The organism is Cryobacterium sp. TMB1-7, assembly GCF_004402435.1.
GTDB lineage: Bacteria > Actinomycetota > Actinomycetes > Actinomycetales > Microbacteriaceae > Cryobacterium > Cryobacterium zongtaii.
Map to the genome: position 1 here is coordinate 72,157 of NZ_SOFZ01000026.1, position 15,030 is coordinate 87,186.

The 15,030-nt window shown below is 70.6% G+C and carries 19 protein-coding genes and 1 pseudogene; 6 read left to right on the forward strand and 14 right to left on the reverse strand.

Translation table 11 applies throughout. The features are described 5' to 3' along the window. Positions 1 to 47: 47 nt before the first annotated feature. Positions 48 to 1,019 carry an SDR family NAD(P)-dependent oxidoreductase gene (locus tag E3O60_RS12445; RefSeq protein ID WP_241979869.1) on the reverse strand — a complete coding sequence of 324 codons (972 nt, stop codon included), beginning with the start codon at positions 1,017 to 1,019 and terminating at the stop codon, positions 48 to 50. Positions 1,020 to 1,073: 54 nt separating this feature from the next. Here E3O60_RS12445 and E3O60_RS12450 point away from each other — a divergent pair, with 54 nt between their 5' ends. Next, complete coding sequence (locus E3O60_RS12450) at positions 1,074 to 1,679, forward strand: TetR/AcrR family transcriptional regulator (protein ID WP_134498260.1); 606 nt, start codon at positions 1,074 to 1,076, stop codon at positions 1,677 to 1,679. A 179-nt stretch (positions 1,680 to 1,858) separates the two neighbouring features. Here the strand turns inward: E3O60_RS12450 and E3O60_RS12455 are convergent, their stop codons facing one another. From E3O60_RS12455 to E3O60_RS12470, 4 genes are all read right to left on the reverse strand, one after another. Next, positions 1,859 to 2,956 carry a hypothetical protein gene (locus tag E3O60_RS12455; RefSeq protein WP_134498262.1) on the reverse strand — a complete coding sequence of 366 codons (1,098 nt, stop codon included), beginning with the start codon at positions 2,954 to 2,956 and terminating at the stop codon, positions 1,859 to 1,861. 420 nt (positions 2,957 to 3,376) lie between these two features. Beyond that, positions 3,377 to 3,766, reverse strand: coding sequence for a hypothetical protein (locus E3O60_RS12460; protein WP_241993261.1), 390 nt, complete (start codon positions 3,764 to 3,766; stop codon positions 3,377 to 3,379). Further along, positions 3,763 to 4,221: a hypothetical protein gene (locus E3O60_RS12465; RefSeq protein ID WP_134498264.1), complete on the reverse strand. Its 459-nt coding sequence runs from the start codon at positions 4,219 to 4,221 to the stop codon at positions 3,763 to 3,765. Before E3O60_RS12465 ends, E3O60_RS12460 begins: the two co-directional genes overlap by 4 nt. Next, on the reverse strand, positions 4,218 to 4,805 hold the full coding sequence (locus E3O60_RS12470) for a PadR family transcriptional regulator (RefSeq protein WP_088457676.1): 588 nt from the start codon (positions 4,803 to 4,805) through the stop codon (positions 4,218 to 4,220). Before E3O60_RS12470 ends, E3O60_RS12465 begins: the two co-directional genes overlap by 4 nt. Before the next feature lie 138 nt (positions 4,806 to 4,943). On the opposite strand from E3O60_RS12470, the gene E3O60_RS12475 reads away from it, so the two are divergent. The 4 genes and pseudogenes from E3O60_RS12475 to E3O60_RS12490 form a co-directional block, all read left to right on the forward strand. Beyond that, complete coding sequence (locus E3O60_RS12475) at positions 4,944 to 5,618, forward strand: TetR/AcrR family transcriptional regulator (protein WP_241993269.1); 675 nt, start codon at positions 4,944 to 4,946, stop codon at positions 5,616 to 5,618. Next, on the forward strand, positions 5,615 to 6,382 hold the full coding sequence (locus E3O60_RS12480) for a DUF6544 family protein (protein ID WP_134407863.1): 768 nt from the start codon (positions 5,615 to 5,617) through the stop codon (positions 6,380 to 6,382). Before E3O60_RS12475 ends, E3O60_RS12480 begins: the two co-directional genes overlap by 4 nt. A gap of 79 nt (positions 6,383 to 6,461) precedes the next feature. After that, positions 6,462 to 6,677 (forward strand): hypothetical protein, encoded by a 216-nt coding sequence (locus E3O60_RS12485; RefSeq protein WP_088457673.1) that lies wholly within the window; start codon positions 6,462 to 6,464, stop codon positions 6,675 to 6,677. Between the two features lie 78 nt (positions 6,678 to 6,755). Then, positions 6,756 to 6,845 (forward strand): annotated as a pseudogene (locus E3O60_RS12490) (N-acetylmannosamine-6-phosphate 2-epimerase); the annotation flags it as partial. 23 nt (positions 6,846 to 6,868) lie between these two features. On the opposite strand, the gene E3O60_RS12495 reads toward E3O60_RS12490, so the two are convergent. The 4 genes from E3O60_RS12495 to E3O60_RS12510 form a co-directional block, all read right to left on the reverse strand. After that, complete coding sequence (locus tag E3O60_RS12495) at positions 6,869 to 7,483, reverse strand: hypothetical protein (RefSeq protein WP_134498268.1); 615 nt, start codon at positions 7,481 to 7,483, stop codon at positions 6,869 to 6,871. A 10-nt stretch (positions 7,484 to 7,493) separates the two neighbouring features. Further along, complete coding sequence (locus E3O60_RS12500; protein ID WP_134498270.1) at positions 7,494 to 8,357, reverse strand: endonuclease/exonuclease/phosphatase family protein; 864 nt, start codon at positions 8,355 to 8,357, stop codon at positions 7,494 to 7,496. Between the two features lie 81 nt (positions 8,358 to 8,438). Next, positions 8,439 to 9,479 (reverse strand): LLM class flavin-dependent oxidoreductase, encoded by a 1,041-nt coding sequence (locus E3O60_RS12505; protein WP_134498272.1) that lies wholly within the window; start codon positions 9,477 to 9,479, stop codon positions 8,439 to 8,441. Positions 9,480 to 9,612: 133 nt separating this feature from the next. Continuing rightward, positions 9,613 to 10,350, reverse strand: coding sequence for an NADPH-dependent F420 reductase (locus E3O60_RS12510; protein WP_370448648.1), 738 nt, complete (start codon positions 10,348 to 10,350; stop codon positions 9,613 to 9,615). 57 nt (positions 10,351 to 10,407) lie between these two features. On the opposite strand from E3O60_RS12510, the gene E3O60_RS12515 reads away from it, so the two are divergent. After that, complete coding sequence (locus E3O60_RS12515) at positions 10,408 to 10,761, forward strand: helix-turn-helix domain-containing protein (RefSeq protein WP_241979905.1); 354 nt, start codon at positions 10,408 to 10,410, stop codon at positions 10,759 to 10,761. Between the two features lie 17 nt (positions 10,762 to 10,778). Here the strand turns inward: E3O60_RS12515 and E3O60_RS12520 are convergent, their stop codons facing one another. From E3O60_RS12520 to E3O60_RS12540, 5 genes are all read right to left on the reverse strand, one after another. Next, the gene (locus E3O60_RS12520) at positions 10,779 to 11,192 is read right to left on the reverse strand and encodes a MauE/DoxX family redox-associated membrane protein (protein ID WP_134498276.1); all 414 of its coding nucleotides are present in this window, start codon (positions 11,190 to 11,192) and stop codon (positions 10,779 to 10,781) included. A 38-nt stretch (positions 11,193 to 11,230) separates the two neighbouring features. Next, positions 11,231 to 11,989, reverse strand: coding sequence for a hypothetical protein (locus tag E3O60_RS12525; RefSeq protein ID WP_133163774.1), 759 nt, complete (start codon positions 11,987 to 11,989; stop codon positions 11,231 to 11,233). Positions 11,990 to 12,068: 79 nt separating this feature from the next. Continuing rightward, positions 12,069 to 12,923 carry an endonuclease/exonuclease/phosphatase family protein gene (locus E3O60_RS12530; RefSeq protein ID WP_134480420.1) on the reverse strand — a complete coding sequence of 285 codons (855 nt, stop codon included), beginning with the start codon at positions 12,921 to 12,923 and terminating at the stop codon, positions 12,069 to 12,071. 85 nt (positions 12,924 to 13,008) lie between these two features. Continuing rightward, complete coding sequence (locus tag E3O60_RS12535) at positions 13,009 to 13,815, reverse strand: carbonic anhydrase (RefSeq protein ID WP_166788993.1); 807 nt, start codon at positions 13,813 to 13,815, stop codon at positions 13,009 to 13,011. 252 nt (positions 13,816 to 14,067) lie between these two features. Further along, positions 14,068 to 15,030 (reverse strand): carbohydrate kinase, encoded by a 963-nt coding sequence (locus E3O60_RS12540; RefSeq protein WP_241993263.1) that lies wholly within the window; start codon positions 15,028 to 15,030, stop codon positions 14,068 to 14,070.

Consider the following 15,030-nt stretch of genomic DNA (forward strand, 5'->3'; position numbering starts at 1 on the left):
TCCACCAACGGACTGGTCGCGACCCCGGATACGTCGCCTGTGGGCGGTCAGGCGGACGCGACCAGCCCGGCGGACACGTCCCACAGCCGGCGGGCGGTGTCCGGGTCGAGCGCGTGGGGGAGCACCCCATGGATGCCGTCGACGATGGCGGGCACCACGGCCGCCGGGTGGCAGTCCTCGTAGTAGCCCGGCGTTCCCGCGCCGAGCGTCGCCCGGGTGGCCACGAACACCGAGGTCGCGGCTCCCTGCGCAGGGCTCTTGCCCGGATACCGGCTCTTCATCCCCGCCAGCACCTCGGGGTCCCAGTGCCGCTGCAGGTTCGTCCAGATGCCGCCCGGCATCAGGGCGGCTGCGGCGATGCCGTCATCCGCCCACCGCCGGGTGGCCTCGAGGGCGAACAGCACGTTCGCGGTCTTCGACTGCCCGTACGCCAGCGATGAGTCGTAGGCATCCCGCTCAAAGAACAGGTCGTCGAACCGGATGCCGCTCGAGCCGTGCCCGCTGGAGCTCACCGCCACGATCCGGGCCCCGTCGGCGGCGGCCAGCGCCGGGTGCAGCGCCGTCGCGAGAGCGAAGTGGCCCAGGTGGTTCACCGCGAACTGCATCTCCCACCCGGAGAGCGTCCGCAATTCCGGGGTGTGCATGATGCCGGCGTTGTTGACCAGGATGTGCAACGGGCCCGACCACCCCGCCGCCAACGCCCGCACCGTGCCCAGGTCGGCCAGGTCGAGGTGGGCCACCCGCACGGCACTGTTGCCGGTGCTCGAGCGGATCTCCTCCGCGGTGCGGGCGCCGGCCGCCAGATCCCGCACCGCGAGGGTGACGCTCGCGCCGGCAGCGGCCAACGCCCGCGCTGTCTCCACCCCGATGCCGGAACTGGCCCCGGTCACCAGGGCGGAGCGTCCGCCCAGGTCGAGGCCGCGCACCACGTCGAGTGCGGTCGATTCGGCCCCGAAGGGCGATCGGGAATCGGGGGACAGGGGCTGGGGCAGGGGCTGGAGTTCACTATTGGACTTCACGGTCCATTCGTACCACACCCTGGACCGTGCGGTCCAGTACGTTACGATCGACGCATGGAGGAGACGAAGATCACCGCGCGGGGCCGGGCCACCCGCCAGCGGATCATCGAGGCCACCGGAGAGCAGATCCTCGCCGCGGGCATCGGCGGCACCACCCTGGACACCGTTCGCGCCGCCACCCTCACCAGCAAGAGCCAGCTCTTCCACTACTTTCCCGGCGGCAAGACCGAACTGGTGCGCGAGGTCGCGACCTGGGAAGGCCGGCAGTTGCTCGCGGCGCAGGAGCCCTACATCCACGACCTGAGCACCTGGGAGTCTTGGAACGCGTGGCGCGCCGCGCTGGTGGATTACTACCTCGGCCTCGGCCGGTGGGCGTGCCCGATCGGGTCGTTGGCGACGCAGGCCGCGATGACCGACCCCGACCTCGAAGCCTTCTTCAGCGCCAGCATGGCCCAGTGGCGGGACACCCTGGCAGCGGGCGTGACGAAAATGCAGGCCGGCGGGCTGATCGACCAGGCGGTCGACCCCCAGCGCATCGCCGTGGTGATCCTCGCCGCGATCCAGGGTGGCCTCGTGCTCAGCCAGCCGATGCGCTCGGCCTGGCCGCTGGAAGCGGCCCTCGACTCCGCGCTCGAGCCGTTGCATCAGGCGGCAGCCTAGTCCGGCCTCCCGGTGCCGCGTCGACGCCGAGTGGTCGCACAGTGCCGCATGGCAAGCGTCCAAGGGGCGCTTCGCCCGAAGTCGCCGAGCGGAATCTTCGCCAGTTGCCGAAAACACCTCGTCGGGCGTCCCGAACGGGGAATGTGAAGCAACTCGGGGTGGCGCGCGAACCGGCAGCGCTACCTCGCTGAGCCGGCACCGACGGTGCTCGAGCGGCGGAGCCGGTACCGGCCCGAGAGCACGCCGATCAGCCACTCGATCGGGCCTTTGCCCACAAACCGCCACCAAAGGATCCCCACGATCGGCACGCCGATCACGAGCACGAGCCAGGCGACCGGGTCGGTGCTGCCGTAGCTGATCCCGTTGCCGGCCATCCACCCCACCACGGCCACCTGGAACACATACAGCGACAGCGAGATCGAGCCGATCGCCTCGAACGGCAGGAACACCGCACGCACCACGGCCGCGGTTCGCCGCCCCCGCAGCGACGCGAGCAGCATGATCACGCCCAGCACCCCGAGCACCAGCCCGGCATCGTGCAGGGTGTCGAGGTAGCTGCCCGACGGGCTGAACTCCGCCCCGGTCGCGCCGCGCCAGAGCGGCCCGAGCCACCAGGCGGGCACGGCGATCGCCATCAGAATCCAGCCCGCCCGGCGGCCACCGAAACGGATGCGGAACAGCAGGGCTCCGAACAGGAACCAGGGCAGCAGATTGGTCACCCGGTAGTGCGGGCTGAGGAAGAGCCACTCGAGGAGGAAGCTCGCCGGGGTGCGCTCACCCACGGTGAGCAGCGAACCGGTGGCGGCCAGCATCAGCTCATTGAGCGGGGCGCCGAGCACCAGCACCGCCGCCAACACGGCGACCAGCGCCCGGGTGCCCAGCAGCACCAGCGGGGTGCCGATTGCGAGCACGATGCCCAGGAAAGAGAGCACTATCGCGATCCAGCTGCCCCAGGTGGACAACAACAACCCGAGCAGCACCAGGATGGCGCCCCGGATGACGTTCTGCAGGATCACCGTTCGTTGGGCGGATGCGGTGCCCGCCTTGGCCAGCACGATCGCCGCGGCAGCGCCCATGGTCGTGGCGAACAGCGGGGAGGCCACATCGTTCAGCTGGCCCTGCAGGAAGGCCGTTGCCTCGGGCTGGTCGACCATGATGGGGCCGGCATGGGCGATGAGCATGGCCATGATGGCCACGCCGCGTGCCACATCCGGCACCAGGAACCGGTCCCGCTGCAGACGGGGCGCGACCGGGATGACTACGGCGGAACCGGCCATCCGTTCACCTCTCGAGTGTGGTCGTTCGGGAGAACACGCCAACGCGGTCCCCGATTGCATGTGCGTTCACCGTACTGCAGGTTGTGGCCCGTGGCCCGAGGTCGCTGGCAGGACCCGAGAGTACCTGCTCCGACAGAGCCTGCACCGATGCCGTACGCGGCGATGCCGCACGCGGGCTGTGGCTGGAGACACCCAGGCCACCTCGACGGCGTAGTGATCGCTCCGCCGCGGCTGTTCGCGGCACGATTCATGCCCGGCGGCACGGTCCATGCCCGGCGGCAGGGTTCATGCCCGGCGGCACGGTTTATGCCCGGCGGCACCCGCTACAGCGCGTGCCGCGGGGACGAGCGCGTGCCGCGGGGACGAGCGCGTGCCGCGGGGACGAGCGCGGGCCGGGCCGGGCCGCCCGAGCGGGCCAGGTCAGCCCAGCGCGACGAGCACCGTGAGGCCGGCCAGCACCGCGCAGAGGGGCGCCATGGTCCACCGCTCCGGCCGCGACCGTGAGGCGGCATTGAGCACGATGCCGAGCAGGAAGTAGCCGGCCAGGACCCAGGTCGCAACGATGACGAACCCGGGCCACGGGATGATGTCGGCCAGTCCGGCGCGCTGCACAACGAGCACCCCGAAGATCAGGTAGAGACCGATCGACGTGGCACTGCCCAGGCGCTTCCGGATGGGCAGCACCCGGTCCTGCCCGCCCCAGGCGAACTGCCCCAGTGGCGCCCCGGCGATGAGTGCGGCCTGGAAGACAATCAGACCGGCCATGAGCACACAGAACAGCACGGCCGCGCCGGTCACCACCCCGCTCACCGGGGCACCCCCGTCGGCCCGGCCGGTGGGCCTTCTCGCTCACTGAGCGCCAGAAGCAGCGTCAGACCGAATAGCACGGCCGTGAACGGGGCCCAGCCGAACCGTTCCCAGGGGCTGGATGAGGCCAGGTTCATGAGCACGCCCAGCGCGAGATACCCCACCAGCACCCAGGTGCCCCAACGGCTCAGCGCGGGTGGCACGCGCATCCCGACCCCACCCCGAGCGAGCACGATGACCGCGGCGACAACCCAGATCACCGCGCTCACGGCGCTGACCATCCGCAGCTCGGCCGGCAGGGTGCCCGCATTCGCGCCACCGAGCGCGGCCGCGCCGAACGGTGCACCGAGCAGCAGGCTGATCTGGAAGATCACGACAACGAGGAACCCGAGTGCGACGGCAATCGCGGTTCGCCGCCGTGGGAAAAGACGGCGCGAGACGGTCGAACCGGCGCTCATGAGTGCTCCCGGGCGGGGGTGGCGGCGGAGTTGGCAGCGGGCGGGGCCGCCGACGCCAAGCCGTCGAGAACACCCAGCGCCTCATCCGCCCAGGCGAGCGAGGCACGCGCGGCATGCTCGCCGGCCAGCACGGTGAGGAGAATATACGGCGCATCCGGTCCGGTGTCGGCCTCCAACTCCTCGCGGATGCGGCACATCTCGGCGAGTTCGGCGTCGGCGGTGGCCCGAGTGTCCGCCACCAGTTTCCGGCAGGCCTCCTGACCGAGTTGGCGCCCGAAGAACAGCCGCAGCAGCACACCGTTTCGCGGCTTCACCGGCTGAGGGGCCTCGGCGAGCAACTCGCGCAGGCGCTCAGTGCCCAGCGGGGTGAGGGCGAACGTGGACGAGCCGGCGCGGAGGGCCGCCTGGCGCTCGATGAGCCCGTCGCGCTCGAGTGCGCTGAGCGCGGGGTAGATCTGCCCGAAGCTCTCCGCCCAGAAATGCCCGAGGGCATCCCGGATCTGCTCACGCAGGGCGTACCCGGTCATCGGCGCGATGCTCAGGCCGCCGAGGACGGCCATCCGGGTCTGGTCTGTCGTAGCCATCAATAAACTCCTTATATCTTCTAGATATATTTATCAGATAGACGAGCCGAAAGCCAGCTTTCGGTCCTCAATCGCTAGACTTGCCATAACGTTACGAACAGTAACGATATTGGGCGCAACAATATTGGGGGAGTGACGATGGCACCGGGCGACCTGGCTGCACGACCGCAACGAGGGTCGGCGCGGGAGCGCGGGCGTCCGCGGCATCCCGATGTCGACGCGGCCATCATCGCCGCGGCCCTCGATCTGCTCGGTGAGGTCGGCTACGCCGGCTTCACCATCGCCGGGGTAGCCAGGCGGGCCGGGGTGGGCAAGCCGACCGTTTACCGACGATGGCCGCACAAGTCCCAGCTCGTCGTCGAGGCGATGGCCACGCAGATGCCGGGGGAGACCGGCGTGCGCGTCGGCAGCGTCGCCGAACAGCTGCTCGATTACGCCACCCGGCTGTCGGTGACGCTCACACACACGCCGCTCGGTCGGGTGCTGCCCGGACTCGTCGCCGAGATGGCGACCGACCCTCAGCTCGCAACGAGCTATCGCACCCTGATCATCGAGCCCACCCGACGGCTGTGGCGGGATGCCGTGCAGCGCGGCATAGCCACCGCTGAACTACTGCCGGACACCGATGTCGAGTTCGTGCTCGACGCGCTGGCCGGCCCGCTGTACGTGCGGGCGCTCATCACCGGGGCACCCGCGAACCCCGATGCGCCACGGCTAGCCGTTCAGCTTGTACTTGCCCGCTACGGGATGGCGCCGGCCCTCGGCGCGCCCCGGCACCCGTTCCGCACCGCGAACACCGGGGCCACGCCGTGACGGCCAACCACGTGCCGAGCGAAGCCCGGCAGGTGAGCGAGGCGTGGCGCCAGCTGGCCGCCCGCTCCGCCCCGACCGAGGCCTTCGCGCCTGAGCTCGTGGCGCAGCTGCCCGAGCCCGCACGGCGCTGGCTCACTCACGCCATCCCCACGGGAACGCCCCTCTCCAGCTCGGTGCAGCTGACCATGCGCGGCGAGATCAGGCTCGGCGTCTGGCGGAGGTTCTCCGCCCGTCAGATCCTCGCTCCCGGCATCGGCTACATCTGGGCGGCCACGGCCTGGGTGGCCGGGCTGCCCGTGCGCGGCTTCGACCGGTTCACCACCGGCGCCGGGGAGATGCGCTGGCGGATGCTCGGGCTCTTTCCCGTGGTCACCGCCGTCGGCGCCGACGTGGCCCGCAGCGCCGCCGGGCGACTGGCCAGCGAGATCGTGCTCGCCCCCGTCGGCTTCCGCACGGCGGTCTGGACGGCCGGCCGTTCGGCAGATCACGTCATCGGAACGTGGCAGGTCGACGGCGAAGCGGAATCCGCCGAACTGTGCATCGGGCCGCGCGGTGAGGTGCAGTCCGTGTCCCTGTGGCGCTGGGGGAACCCGGGCGGGGAGCCTTTCGGACGATATCCCTTCGGCTGCACCGTGCACAGCGAGCAGGAGTACGCGGGTCTGACGCTGCCGGCTACGTTCACCGCCGGGTGGTGGTGGGGCACCGCTCGGCAGGGTGAGGGTGAGTTCTTCCGCGCCCGCATCACCGCGGTGGAGCTGGGCTGACGCCTGGACCCGCGGACGTGTCACCGGGTTTCGACAGGCTCAACCAGCGAATGGCGGTCCGGGCCCGACGCCGAAGACGGTGGACCAGTCGTCAGCGCGCCGCATCCAGGCCGAACTGTCCGAACTGTTCGAGATCGTCTTCCAGGCCTCCGGCCTCGTCTCGTTCAAGACCGCCCTGGCGCACCTGGACATCATCTCGACCAACCGGATGTCGCCGCCGGTGCCCGCCCTTGCCGGCCAGACCGTCGAACGCATCCAGGCGATCGTCGACCGCACGGGCCTTGTGGTGCGATGACCTCCTCACTCGGCGTCGACCTCGGCGGCACCAAAATCACGGCGGGACTCGTCGCCGCCGGCGGCCGATGTCTGCATCGATGCCGGCGCGTTCGCGGTCGTCGTCGGCACCGCCATCACGCATCCGACGACCATCACCACCTGGTTCGCGGATGCCGTTGCGCGGTAGCGCGACATAAACGGGTGCCGGGCCTACAAGGGTGCCGGGTCGGCGTCGGCCGTGGGTTCCGCGAGGCTCGTGGGCGAGTCGGTGAGGTAGCTCATGCCGCAGCCCGCGAGCAGCGCGCCGGCGCCTCCCCAGACCAGGTCGCCTATCGAGTCGTTGTAGCCGACGAAGATCTCCGGATCGAGGTAGGTGTGCCCGAACCACTCGAAGACCTCCCAGAGCACGCCCAGCGCCAGCCCCAGCGTCGTCGTCACCACGGCTGCCGAGAGCATCGGCCGGGGCAGGGTGTCGGCGTCGGCCAACACCCTGAACTGCACGAGCACGATGTAGAGCAGCGCGGCGCAGAGTCCGTTGGTGAGGAAGTGCACTGGCAGGTCCCACCAACGGGTGGTGAGGTAGATCCCCAGCACGCTGCTCCAGACCGCCACGAGCACCACCACGCCGAACGCGATGTCGACGCTCGGTCGCAGTCCCAGCAGCCGGGGGAGCAGCATCCCGCCGGCCACGAGCGCCAGGCTGATCCCGGACAGCGGGCCCCAGCCGACGCCGGCGACCACGATGCCGACCAGTGCCAACGCCCGCAGCGCGTCGGCGGTCGCCTCCGCGAGGCCGGACGGTCGCCGCAGCAATGTGTGGATCATGGCCAGCACACTAGCCGGATCGGCCGACGGCAGTAGAGCCTGCCGGGCGCAGAACTGCCTGCACGGGCTCGTGGTCGGAGCCGGACCGACCGTCGAACCGTGCCGCGTTGATGCCCGTGCTCGCCACCTCGACGCCCGGCCCCACCAGGACGAAGTCGATGCGCGCCCCGCCCCGGCGCAGGCGCCGATAGCCCGAGAAGGTGCCCCACTGCGGGCTCAACCGTTCGGCGGCCGCCAGCCAGGAATCCCGGAGCGCACCCTCGCCGGTCAGCCGGCGGTAGACGGCGGAATCCACGGTGGCGTTGAGGTCGCCGGTGACCACGATTACGGCGTCGGGTTCCGCGGCGTGGGCGGAATTCACCAGGGTGATGATGAACCCCGCCGAGGTGAGCCGGGACCGCCAGGAGAGATGGTCGAAGTGGGTGTTGAAGGCCAGCAGTCGGGCGCCGGTGGCGAGGTCGGTGAAATCGGCGGACACCACCACCCTGCTGGTGAGATTGCCCCAGGAGCGCGACCCGTGCACGTGCGGCGTGGCCGACAGCGCCCGTTGCTGCCAGGCGGTGAGCTGCAGGCGCCGGCTGTCGTAGAAGATCGGGTTGTGCTCGTCGCGCCCGGTGGCGTGCCGACCGCGGCCCACCCAGCGGTAGTGCGGGCCGAGGGCGGTGGCCACAAAATGCACCTGGTCCACCAGCGCCTCCTGCGCGCCGAGCAGTGTCGGCTGCTCGGCGACAAGCAGGCGCTTCAACAACAGCTTGCGGGTGTCCCACCGGTCGGCGCTGCCTCGCCGCAGGGTGGGCACCCGGCGACGGATGTTGTAGGTCATCACGTGCAGGTCGGGCGCACTCACCGCACCGATCAGCGCCGCATCCGTCATGGGGCCCACGGTACCCGCGCGGTGGGGAAAGTGCGCCAGAAGAGGTGGCTGTCCGGTGGTTATCTCGCGGCCATTTGGCTGCTATTTGGCGGCCAGCAGCCGGGCCACGCGGGGCTTCACCTCGGTGGCCAGCAGGGTGAGCGACTCGTGTAGGTGCTCCGGCGGCAGACCGCCGAAGTCGCCCTGCAGGAAGTGCCGCATGTGGCCCAGGTAGCCGTGCAGGTGCACGATGCGCTCGGCGACGTCATCGGGATCGCCCACGTAGTAGGCGCCGGGCGCCGCGACCTGGGTGTCGAACTGTCGGCGGTCGGGGGCGCCCCAACCGCGCAGTCGGCCCATCTCCACGTTGAGGCTGTGCCAACCAGGGTAGAACCGCTCCAGGGCTTCCGCCTTCGAGGGGGCGACCAGACCGAACGTGGCCACCGAAACCTTCACGTTCTCGGTGTGCCCCGCCTGCGCGGCCGATCGGCGGTAGAGCTCCGTCAGCGGTGCGAACCGGTGCGGTTCGCCGCCGATGATGCCGTAGGAGACGGGCAGGCCCAGCCGTCCGGCCCGGGCTGATGACGCCGCGTTGCCTCCGGTGGCCAGCCAGATCGGCAGCCGGCCGTTCACCGGGCGGGGCACCACGGCCAGGGCGTCGATCGCCGGGCGTACGCTGCCCGACCAGCTCACCGTCTCGGTGGGGCTGTTGTTGATGGTCATCAGCAGGTCGAGCTTCTCGGCGTAGAGCCTGTCGTAGTCGGCCAGGTCGTGTCCGAACAGCGGGAAGGTCTCGACGGAGGATCCTCGCCCCGCGGTGATCTCCACCCGGCCGCCGCCGGAGACGGCGTCGGCGGTGGCGAGCTGCTGGAACACCCGCACCGGGTCATCCGTGCTGATGATGCTCGCCGCGCTGCCAAGGATGATCTGGTCGGTCGCGGCGGCAGCGGCGGCGATGAGAGCACCGGGGGAGGATGCGGGCATGCTCACGGTGTGGTGTTCGCCGATGCCGAAGTAGTCCAGCCCCACCCGGTCGGCCAGGACGATGGCGTCGAAGAGGGTGCGGATGCCCTCCGCGGTGTTGCGGAAGCTGCCGTCGGGGTTCAGTGGGGTGTCGCCGAAGCTGTATGCGCCGATTTGCATGGGTCTGTCCGATGTCTGGTGGGGCGGGGTGGCTGGTGGGGCGCGGGGTGGTGGAACGGGAGCCTGCGGAACTGTGCCCGAAACGGACATCTGCGCCCGGTGTGCCGGATGCAGATGTCCGCACGGGAAACAGTTAGGCCGCGGTGGCGTCGTCCGCTGCGGCGGCGAACTGCAGCTCGGCCGTCAGCTCGGCCGCGGTGTGCCGGCCGCCGAACACTGCCGAGCCCGGCTCGAACGCCGCCCCGGCCGCGAGCGGGCCGGCGTAGACGGCGTCGAAGCCGAACCGCTCGATGACCTCGGCCACGACGGATGCGGCCTGCGGCTCGCCCGCGATGGCCAGGGCGTGCCGGTCGGGATGCCCGGCGGGCCGGGCGTCGGTCTCCAGGTCGTGGTAGCCGATGTGGTTGAGGGTCTTCACCAGCCGGGCCGTGGCGAAGTGGTCGGCGACGATCTCGCTGCTGCCGCGGGGGTCGGTGGCGACCTCGGGGAGTTCGCCGTCGATGGGCTGCCAGTAGTTCATGGTGTCGATCACGATGGCGCCGGCCAGGGTGGCCGGGTCGACCGAGCGAAACTTGTGCATCGGCACGGCGAGCACCACGAGGTCGGCGGATGCGGCCACCTCCGCCGCCGACATCGCTGAGGCACCGGGGATGACGATGTCAACGATGAGCTGGATGTCGGCCGCGGCCCCGGATCCGGCGATGGTGACCGCGTAACCGGCCTTGAGCGCGGTGCGGGCGATGGCGGAGCCGACGCGGCCCGCCCCGAGGATGCCGATCGTGGTAACCATTGAGGGCCTTTCTGCGGGTGTTCGCGGCGCCCGAATTCGCGCCGACATCCCACGATGCCAAACTCCGTCACCATTCGCCATCCGGAGGTAAGCTGCTAATCAATAGTTAGTGAGTCGGTCAGTAAGGAAGCGCAGCCAGTGAAACAAGACGTCAGCGAATCGACCTTCGCCCTCGACGAGGAAGAGTGCCGTCGGTTCCAGATCTCGGTGGAGTTGGCGGGCCGCAAGTGGAGCGCCGCGATACTGATGGCCGGCGCCCGGGGCGCTCGCCGCTTCTCCGAGTACCGTGCCCTCGTCGAAGGCATCTCAGACCGGGTGCTCGCCGCCCGGCTCAAGGAGCTCGAACAGGAGGGCCTGATCGAGCGTGACGTGCAGCCCACGACGCCGGTGTCGATCAGCTACAGCCTGACGACGTCCGGCCGGCAGCTGATCTCGCTGCTGCATCCGCTGGTCACCTGGAGCCGCACCCGCCAGGGCACGGACACGCCCTAGCCGCCTCGCTGCCGCAACTACTTTGCGCGGCGCACCAACGCGGCCGTCGACCAGAGCGCCCAGGCGATCAGCAGCGGCTGTCCGAAGAGGCGACCGATCCGCTTGGCGTCGGTGTCCAGCCCGAAGGCATCCTTGTGATGCACGGCCTGGGCGATGTTGCCGGGGAAGATCGCGGTGAAGAAGGCGGCGGCCAGCAGCCCGACCTTGCCGCGCAGGCCGGCCGGGGCGAACAGCAGCGCGCTGCCGAGCGAGATCTCGGCCACTCCCGAGAGCAGCACCGTGGTGTCCTCGGGGAGCGGCACGAACTCCGGCACCTGTGCCCGAAAGTCGTCCCGCGCAAAGGTGAGGTGGCCGGTGCCGGCCAGGACCAGGATCGCGCCGAGCGCGATCCTGCCAGCGGTACGGCCGGTGGATGCGGGTGTGCTGGTCATGCGTGCTCCTTGTCGATACGTCATGGCCCGGTTCCGGGCTAGCGAATCCCGGCGATCCGCTCCAGGCCGGCGCGCAGGATGAGTTCTTCGGGGTCGGCGAGCAGGTGGTGGTTGAGGTAGAGCCCTTCCAGCCACTCGAGCACCTCTGCTTCGGGCAGGCCCACAGCGTCCCAGTCCACCCGGGGGCGGGCCGAGACGGCCGGCTGGCCGCTGGCCGGGTCGGTCCAGGCGGTGGCCAGGGGCAGGTCGGGCTCCTCGTGCTGCGCGTTCCAGAGCAGCGCGATCGGGTGGTTGGGCCCGTCGATGTGGTCGTGGCCCACGTGGCCGGCGCCCAGCCAGGGCAGCATCATCTGTTCGCCCTCGAGTTCGAGGTCGACGACCTCCAGCTGTGTCGGTTCCGGCGGGCTGGTGGCGTAGACGGTGAGGCCCAGCGCGCTCCACTCGGCAGCTTCAGCGGCATCCATGGTCAGTTCCTCGAGCAGCTCGCTGACGTGACGCACGAACGGGCCGGCCCAGGCCAGCAGCTGCGCGGTATCGGCAGCCGGCCACGGGCTGATGTCGCTGTCGACGCCGTCGACGTTGTGGAAGTGGTGCGCAATGCCCCGTTCCGACACGTCAAAGTGCAGCTCGCCCTCCTCGAAGCCGATGTAGATCGCGGCCCCGTCCTCGAGCCACTGCGCATCCAGCACCGGCAGGGCGAATCGCGTCGGCAGAGGGGGCGCCACCAGGGGCAGAACGCCGAGGTTGAGCACCGCGCAGAACTGCGTGTTCGGCAGGCGAAGGCTGGGGTCTGACACCGGTCTCATCTCCGTGGATCGTGGCGGGCGGGTGCCCATATCCAAGTATGGGGCAGGCTGCCGACTCCGGGCGATGCCCTCACGGCTGAGCCGGCGAGGTGCCGGCGCGCAACACCGCCTGCACAGGCTCGTGGTCGGAGGCCGCCAGGCCGTTGAACCGCACCGCGTTGATGCCGGTGCGCAGCACGGTCACAGCGGGCCCGGCCAGGATGAAGTCGATGCGCTTGCCGCCGGGTGTCGGTCGTTTGTAGTGGCCGAAGGTGCCCCACTGCGGGGTGAGCCGATCGGCCGCCGCGAGCCAGGCGTCGCGCAGGGTGCCATCGAGGGTCAGCCGCCGGTGCAGCGCCGAGTCCGCGTCGGCGTTGAAGTCGCCGGTGACCACGATCGCGGCGGCCGGCTCCGCACTCTGCGCCGCGCGCACCAGCCCCAACAGGGCGTCTGCGGCGCGCAGCCGGGAGCGCCAGGAGTGGTGGTCCAAGTGGGTGTTGAACGCGAGCACCCGGCCATTGGTAGCGAGATCGGTGAACTCGGCCGACACCAGCACCCTGCGCACCCGATTGCCCCAGGACCGGGAGCCGGGCACGTCCGGCGTGTCGGACAGCGCGCGCTGGCTCCAGTCGGTGAGTTCGAGGCGGCGGGAGTCGTAGAAGATGGTGCAGCGTTCGTCTCCTCCGTCGGCGTTGCGCCCCCGACCGACGCCGCGGTAATGCGGCCCGAGGGCGCCGGCCAGCCATTCCACCTGGTCTGCCAGAGCCTCCTGCACGCCGAGCAACGTGGGCTGCTCGGCGACCAGGATGCGCCGCACGAGCGGCTTGCGGCTCTCCCAGCGGTCAGGATTGCCGGGCAACAGATGGGCGAACCGCCGGCGGATGTTGAAGGTCATGACGTGCAGCTCGGGTGCGGCCACCGGGCCGATCAGTGCAACATCCGTCATCAGGCCAGCGTACGTCGTGCCCGACCCGCCAGTGCCGCGACCTGCGGCCCCGCACCTTGAACCCACAGTCTCTAACGCGCAGCCTCTACCCCGTGATCTCGACCTTCCCGGCCCCGCCCACCACGGTGCGGTCCCCAAGCGGCTGGGTCGGCCGGGCGTTGTGGTCATGCGCGCCCGCGAGCGTGCCGATCTGCTCCGCCGACATCGAAATCGGTGTACCCATCACCACCCACTGCACGTCCTCGGTGCACGGCGGGGTGGTCAGGCTGCCCGAGTACTCGTAGTTCTCCAGCGACGCCGGCAGCACGGCGGAGAGATCCAGCGTCACCTCCTCGTCGTCGGCCAGGTGGCTGGCCGCCTCGATGAACGGCGTCAACGCGTCGGATGCCGCCCCCTCGGTCACCAGGACCCCGAGCACCAGCAGGTTTCCGTCCGCATCCGCATGCACCAGGTGCAGCTCGGCCGCGGCGGGCTGTCCCGCCACGGTGTGCTCCGACGGCACATGCGCGTGCAGTTGCTGCAGGCTGTAGTCATCGTCGGCGAACGTGAGCGTCTCGCCCTGCCCGTCGGTCTCGATCTCCACGGCATGGCCGCTGTCGAAGACGTCCCCCTCCGCTTCTTCGGCGCTCAGCTCGATGCTGGTGCTCGGTGCCGGAACGGCCGCCGGCAGGTCGATCGGGGACTGATCCGTGCCGGCCTCGCAGGCCTGGAAAGCGTCGTCCAAGCCGGCCCAGGACTCCGGGCCGCTGTCTCCGTCGTACGACCAGTGGGCCGGCTCGGCCACTGGCCTCTCGGTCGGCGCAGTCTCGGCCGGAGCGGCCTGTGCGCAGCCGATAAGGGTGACGGCGGCCACCGTGAGAGCTGAAGCGGTGAGCCAGGATCGTGCGGACATGGGAACTCCTCGTACTGCGTAGAGAACGCCACACCGAACATGTGGCGTGGCCGCTCTCCTGCGAGAGCTGCCTTCCCGAATCATCCTCTCGACCCGCACCCCTGCTGCCGCCGGCGTAGGGCCTTCCGACCTACCGCGCCGGGTTCCTTCCTCGTCGTTGCACCAGGTATGGCCCACCGCGCCCCCTGTAGCGGGCGCAATGGGCCATACGAGGTGCAGTGAGCGCGCTGCTCGGGCTTTCGCCGCCGTGATCTACCCCGCGGCGAACTTCACCGCGGCGAGCTCGGCGCGGGTGGGCGGGTCGGCCCCGGGGCGGGACACCGTGACGGCGGCCGCCGCGGCGCTTCGCCGCATAATGCCGTCCAGTAGCCCCGGCGGCACGTCGCGGAGCGCCTGGCGACGGTCGGCCCCGATCAGGTCCGCGTCGATCAGTCCGTCGATGAGAGCGCCCATGAAGGTGTCGCCAGCACCGACGGTGTCGACCACCGTCACCCGGGGCGCCGACGTCCACACCCGACCCTGAGCGGTGAGCGCGAACGCGCCCTGCCCGCCCTGGGTGACCACCACCACGGCGGGCCCGGCGGCGAGCCAGGAGGCGGCAACGTCGGCGAGTTCGCGGTCGGGGTGCAGCCAGAGCAGGTCTTCGTCGCTGACCTTCACGACGTCGGCGAGGCCCACAAGCTGCTCCACCCGCGACCGGGCGGCCGCGGCATCGTCGATCAGCGCCGGACGGATGTTCGGATCGAACGTGATGGTCGCCGTCGCGCGGCGGGCCTCCACCAGGCGCGCCACGTCGGATGCGCCCGGCTCGAGCACCGTGGCGATCGACCCGATGTGCAGCACATCAGCCGGGCCCGCCAGCGCCACATCCACGGCCCAGGCCAGGTCGAACTCGTAGGTGGCCGCCCCCGCGTCATCGAGCAGTGCCGTCGCGGTGGAGGTGTGCGCCCCTGTCGCGCTCCCCGCAGACACCTGTACCCCCGAGTCCTCCAGCCAGGTCCGCACCGCGTGGCCGCGGTCGTCCTCGCCCAGGCTGGTGAGCAGCTGCGGATGCCGGCCCAGCCGCCCCAGCGTCAGCGCCACGTTGGCGGGGCTGCCGCCGGGCGCCTCGTCCCGGGAGCCGTCTGCCCGTTGCACCAGGTCGATCAGTGCCTCGCCGACCACCAGCACTCGGCGCTCGGCCCGGTAGGTGCCGGTTACCGCGGTGCCGGTCAC